At 66.9% G+C, this 6271-nt stretch carries 3 protein-coding genes and 1 pseudogene; all 4 read left to right on the forward strand.

Going from position 1 to position 6271, the window contains the following annotated elements; genetic code table 11:
• A pseudogene (locus tag CF68_RS38320) lies at positions 1–191 on the forward strand (hypothetical protein); the annotation flags it as partial.
• Positions 192–398: 207 nt separating this feature from the next.
• Positions 399–1634 carry an efflux RND transporter periplasmic adaptor subunit gene (locus tag CF68_RS13950; RefSeq protein WP_035819703.1) on the forward strand — a complete coding sequence of 412 codons (1236 nt, stop codon included), beginning with the start codon at positions 399–401 and terminating at the stop codon, positions 1632–1634.
• A complete protein-coding gene (locus tag CF68_RS13955; protein WP_035819705.1) occupies positions 1631–4789 on the forward strand; it encodes an efflux RND transporter permease subunit in 3159 nt (1052 codons plus the stop codon). The genes CF68_RS13950 and CF68_RS13955 overlap by 4 nt, the downstream gene beginning before the upstream one ends.
• Entirely contained in the window at positions 4786–6234 is a 1449-nt protein-coding gene (locus CF68_RS13960; protein ID WP_035819707.1) for an efflux transporter outer membrane subunit, read from the forward strand. The genes CF68_RS13955 and CF68_RS13960 overlap by 4 nt, the downstream gene beginning before the upstream one ends.
• Positions 6235–6271: the final 37 nt, after the last annotated feature.

Here is a 6271-nt window from a genome sequence, read left to right on the forward strand (position 1 = left end):
GCGGCTGGCAGCCGGTGCAGTCCGGCAACGACGCCACCGCACGCCTGGAGCAGCAGCGCCAGGCGCGCGAGGTTGGCCAGCAGCGCTTCCAGGGCACGGCCCAGCAGTGGCAGGGGCGCGGCGGTGGCGGCTTTGGCGGCCGTGCCGGTGGTTTCCGCGGGGGCGGCTTCCATGGCGGATTCCGCCGCTGAGCCAGGGCCCTGGCAGCCTGCGCGGGTGCGGGTGAAAGCAAGTCGAAAGCAGTAAAGACGCTTACAAAAGAATTGAATTGGCGCCTGCAGGGCCGAGCCTTACCCTGCCGGTAAAGAGGCGAGTGCGGCCACCGGTCCGGCGCGACGGAAGGTCGCCGGCGTGCGCGCGCGGCAATCGCGTGCATAACCATGGCGGGAGAGGGATCCGTGAACACTGCTTTCCATTGGCGCGGCGCGCTCTGGCTGGCCTGCGCGATGACGCTGGCCGCCTGCGGCAAGGACAAACCGGCGCCCAGCGCACCGCCCGCGGCCGAGGTCGGCACGATGACGGTGGCGCTGCGCGATGTGCCGATCGTCTACGACTTCGTCGGCCAGACCCAGAGCTCGCAGCAGGTAGAGATTCGCGCGCGCGTCAATGGCTTCCTGGACCGGCGCGTCTATACCGAGGGCGCGGTGGTCAAGGCCGGCGAGACCATGTTCCTGATGGATCCCAAGCCGTTCGCCGCGGCACTGGATGCGGCCAATGCCGAAATGGCGCAGCAGGTGGCGCGGCTCAAGACCGCCAATGCCGACCTGGCGCGGGTGCGCCCGCTGGCCGAGCGCAACGCGCTGAGCCAGCGCGACCTGGACGACGCCGTTGGCAAGCAGCAGGCCGCCGCGGCCGCGGTCGAGGGGGCTCGGGCCAGTGTCACCAATGCCAGGCTGAACCTGGGCTATACCACGATCAAGTCACCGGTCGCCGGCGTGTCGAGCTTTGCCAAGAAGCAGGCCGGCAGCTATATCGATCCGTCCAACAGCCTGCTGACCTACGTGGCCAAGCTCGACCCGATGTGGGTCAATTTCAGCCTGTCCGAGAACGAGGTGCTGTCGTCACGCTCGGAGCAGGAGTCCGGCGCGCTCAAGTTCCCGCCCAAGGGCGCCTTTGACGTGGTGATCGTGATGGCCGATGGCAGCCAGTTCCCGCATCACGGCAAGATCACCTTTGCCGATGCCTCGTTCAGCGCCGAGACCGGCACCTACATGATCCGCGCCGAGGTTGCCAACCCTGACGGCACCCTGCGCCCCGGCCAGTTCGTGCGCGTGAAGCTGCATGGCGCCGAGCGCACCAAGGCCGTGGCGGTGCCGCAGGAAGCCGTCATCCAGGGCCCGCGCGGGCAGATGGTGTGGGTGGTCGGCGCGGACAACAAGGCCCAGCAGCGCGTGGTCGACGTGGGCCAGTGGACCGGCGATAACTGGGTGATCCGCTCGGGCCTGAAGGCCGGCGAGCGCGTGGTCGTCAGCGGCGGCCTGCGGCTGACGCCCGACGCGCCGGTCAAGGCCGTCGAGGCTGTTCCCGGACAGAAGGCCCCGGCAGGTGCGGCGGCGGCCAGCGCGCCAGGTGCGCCAGGCGCGTCATCGCCCGCCCAGGCCAAGGGCACGGAGAGCGCAGGGAGCAAGCCATGAAGCTTGCCCACTTCTTTATCGACCGACCCATCTTTGCGTCGGTCCTGTCCATCATCATCGTGGTGGGCGGCCTGGTCGCGCTGACCAAACTGCCGATTGCCCAGTTCCCGGACGTCACGCCGCCGTCGATCACGGTGACGACTCGATACCCGGGAGCCAGCGCGGAAGTGGTTGCGCAGAACGTCGCGGCGCCGATCGAGCAGCAGGTCAACGGCGCGGACCGGATGATGTACATGAACTCGACGAGTTCCTCGACGGGTGACCTGACCCTGACGGCGTATTTCGAGATCGGGACCGATCCGCAACTGGCGCAGGTGGATGTGCAGAACCGGGTCAACCTGGCGCTGCCGACCCTGCCTGAAGCGGTCACGGCCCAGGGCGTTTCCGTGCAGAAGCGCTCGTCCGCGTTCATGATGGTGATTGCCATCTTTTCGCCGGACAACAGCTACGACCAGACCTTTGTCGGCAACTACGCCAACATCTATGTGCTGGATGCGCTCAAGCGCATTCCCGGCGCCAACCAGTCGGCCATCTTCGGCAATCCGGACTACGCCATGCGGCTCTGGCTGCGGCCGGACCGGATGGCGTCGCTGGGCATCACCACGGAAGACGTCAAGAACGCTGTCAGCGCGCAGAACCAGCAGTTCTCCGCCGGCCGTATCGGACAGTCGCCGACCACGGATCCCGTCCTGCAGACGTTCCCGATTGCGACCAAGGGCCAGATGACCGAGCCCGCCGAGTTCGAGAACATGATCCTGCGCGCGCAGTCGGGCGACGCCGCGCTGGTGCGGCTCAAGGACATCGGCAGGGCCGAGCTCGGCGTCAAGGACTATTCGCTGCGCAGCCGCTACAAGGGCAAGACCGCCACGCTGCTGGCGGTCTACCAGCAGCCGGGCGCCAATGCGCTGGACGTGGCCAAGCAGGTGCGCGGCACGCTGGCGGAACTGAAGAAGTCGTTCCCGCCGGGGCTGGAATATGAGGTCGCGCTCGACACCACCGAGTTTGTGAACGAATCGATCAACGAGGTGGTGCACACGCTGCGCGATGCGGTGATCCTCGTGATCCTGGTCGTCTACCTGTTCCTGCAGAGCCTGCGCGCAACCATCGTGCCGATCCTTGCCGTGCCGGTGTCGATCATCGGCGCCTTCGTCGGCATGAGCATGTTCGGCTTCTCGGTCAACATGCTGACCTTGTTCGGGATGGTGCTGGCCATCGGCATTGTGGTTGACGACGCGATCGTGGTGATCGAGAACGTCGAGCGCAACATGGTGGAGTTCAAGCTGCCACCAAAGGAGGCGGCCAAGCGTGCCATGGACGAGGTGAGCGGCCCCGTGGTTGCGATCGTGCTGGTGCTGCTGGCGGTCTTCATCCCGGTGGCGTTCCTGTCAGGCATTACCGGCCAGCTCTACAAGCAGTTTGCCGTCACCATCGCGGTGTCGGTGGTGCTGTCCGGGGTGGTGGCGCTGACCCTGTCGCCGGCGCTTGCGGCAATCCTGCTCAAGCCCGGCGAGCACAAGAAGAACCGGTTCTTCCAGTGGTTCAACAATTCGTTCGATCGCCTGATCCAGGGGTACGACAAATCGCTGCAGCTCGTGATCAGGCGGACGGTGATTTCCATCGTCATCATCCTTGTCATGATCGGGGTGAGCGTGTTGATGTTCGTGCGGATACCGTCGTCGTTCCTGCCGGTGGAGGACCAGGGCTATCTGTTCGGTGCCGTGGTGATGCCGGATGCCGCCAGCCTGGACCGCACCGGCAACCTCTCCTCCCGTGCCGAGGCCTGGTACGCCAAGCAGCCCGGCGTCAGCTCGGTGGCGTCCGTGGACGGGTACAGCCTGATCGATTCGCAGAACAAGGCCAATGCTTCCACCTTGTTCATCACGCTGAAGGGTTTCCATGACCGCAAGGAAGGCGAGAGCGCGGCGGACCTGATCGCCAAGGCGAAGAAGGAGTTTGCGGGCTACCAGGACGGTGTGACCATTCCGATCAACCCGCCCTCGATCCCGGGCCTGGGAACCACCGGTGGTTTTGAGTTCTGGCTCCAGAGCACGGCGGACGGCACCTACCAGCAACTGGAGGAGCGGGTGCATGCCTTTATCGCCAAGGCGAGGCAGCGGCCAGAGCTGACCGGGATCAATTCCACCATCAACACGCGCTCGCGCCAGTTGCTGGTGGAGGTGGATCGCGAACGCTCCGAAACCCAGGGCGTGCCCGTCGAGCAGGTCTATTCCGCGCTGCAGACCATGTTCGGTTCGCTCTTCGTCAGCCAGTTCCCGAAGAACAGCCGGCTGTTCCAGGTGATCCTGCAGGCCGAGGCCGACTACCGCTCGCGTCCGGAGGATCTCGACAAGGTCTACGTGCGCAACCGCAACGGCGAAATGGTGCCGATCAAGGCGGTGACGACATCCCGGTATGTCCCAGGCGCCGATATCGTGACCCGCTTCAACAATTTCCCGGCCGCCAAGATCCTGGGCGATGCCGCGCCGGGCTACAGCTCTGGCCAGGCGCTTGCGGCCATGGAGGACGTGGCGCGCGAAGTGCTTGGCCAGGGCTACAGTTTTGCCTGGAGCGGCCAGGCGTACGAGGAGAAGACCGCCGGATCGACGGCAGCGATGGTCTTTGCCTTTGCCTTGCTGATGGTGTTCCTGATCCTCGCGGCGCAGTACGAAAAATGGTCGCTGCCGATCGGTGTGCTGCTGGCGGTACCATTCGCGCTGTTCGGTGCACTGGTTGCGATCCTGTTGCGAGGCATGCAGAACGACGTCTACTTCCAGATCGGGCTGACGGTGCTGATTGCGTTGGCGGCGAAGAATGCCATCCTGATCTTCGAGTTCGCGGTGGAAATCCGGCACAAGGAAGGCCTCAGTGCCTACGATGCCGCCTTGCATGCGGCCAAGCTGCGCCTGCGCCCGATCATCATGACCTCGCTCGCCTTTATCCTCGGCTGCGTGCCGCTGGCGATCGCAAGCGGCGCGTCGGCGGCCAGCCGACAGTCGCTGGGCACCGGCGTGATCGGCGGGATGCTCGGCGCCACGGTGATTGCGCTGTTCTTCATCCCGATGTTCTTCTGGGGGCTGGAGGTGATGTCCGAGCGCAAGCCGAAGTCCAAGGCCGGCACTGCACCCACCACGCCACCGGCCGGAGAACCGTCATGAGCGCACGCCACCGGCTGGCCGGCGCCTGCCTGGCCGCGGCGCTGGGCGGCTGTGCCATCGGCCCCAACTATGAGCGCCCGGCCACGCCCGAGCCGGCCCAGTACCGTATCGATACCGGGGTGCTGTCCGTGGCCGCGGACAGCGCCTGGTGGGACAGCTTCGGCGACCCGGTGCTGAACACGCTGGTCGAGACGGCGCTGCGCAACAGCTACGACGTGCGCATCGCCGCGGCCCGCATCGATGAGTTCCGCGGCCAGCTGATGGTGGTGCGCTCGGGATTCTTCCCGCAGGTGAACCTGTCGGCGGCGGCCACGCGCCAGCGCGCCGGCACCTTCAACGGCACGCCGTTCGCGTCGCTCGATGGCCCGCGCAATTCCTACCAGCTGCTCGCCAATGCCAGCTGGGAGATCGACCTGTGGGGCCGCATCCGGCGCCAGGCGGAATCCGCCGAGGCCAGCCTGTGGAACGCCGAGTACGCGCGCCGTGGCGTGGTGCTGTCACTGGCGGCATCGGTGGTGCAGGGCTACGCCACGCTGCGCGGGCTGGACGCGCAGCTGGAGATCGCGCAGCAGACGCTGAAGGCGCGCGGGGCTGGGCTGGATATCTTCCGCCAGCGCTATGAGGGCGGGGTCATCTCGCAGGTTGAGCTGTCGCAGGCCGAGAACGATTTCTACGTGACCGAGGCGACGATCCCGGTGCTGCGCAGCGGCATCGCGCAGACCGAGAACGCGCTGTCGGTGCTGCTGGGCCGCGAGCCCGGGCCGATCGAGCGCGGCAAGCCGGTCAATGAACTGCAGCCGCCGCTGGTGGGTGCGGACCTGCCAGCCGCGCTGCTGTCGCGCCGGCCGGACGTGCTGCAGGCCGAGCAGTCCGCCATCGCCGCCAACGCGCAGCTGGGCGCCGCGCAGGCGTTGTACCTGCCGGCCGTCAACCTGAGTGGGCTGTTCGGCGCCATTGCCAGTTCGCCGGCCGGGTTGTGGCACAGCGCCTCGCAGGTGTGGGGCATCGGTGCCGGCCTGACCCAGCCGATCTTCCAGGGCGGTGCCATCCGCGGCCAGGTGCAGACCGCCTCGGCGCAGCGCGAACAGGCCATGCTGGCCTACCAGGGCACCGTGCTGGCGGCCCTGGCCGACGTCAACAGTGCACTGTCCAACGGCATCGAGACGCGCAACCGCCTGGTGAGCCTGCGCCAGCAGGAGAAGAGCCTGGTGGTCTATGCCGACCAGTCGAGCGCGCGCTACGAGGGCGGCTATTCGAGCTACCTGGAGGTAACCACGGCGCAGGAGAAGCTGTTCGCCGCGCAGCTGTCGGCGGTGCAGGGGCAGGTGGACGTGCTGACCGGCACCGCGGCGTTGTACAAGTCGCTCGGCGGCGGCTGGCCGTCGGTGCCGCAGGATGTGCGCGACGCGGGGATGCAGGGGGATGCGAAGGTGTTGAGGCGGTAGCAGGGGCGGCTGGCGCCTGCCAGCCGCATTGCACCTA

The organism is Cupriavidus sp. SK-4 (assembly GCF_000611125.1).
Taxonomy (GTDB): domain Bacteria; phylum Pseudomonadota; class Gammaproteobacteria; order Burkholderiales; family Burkholderiaceae; genus Cupriavidus; species Cupriavidus necator.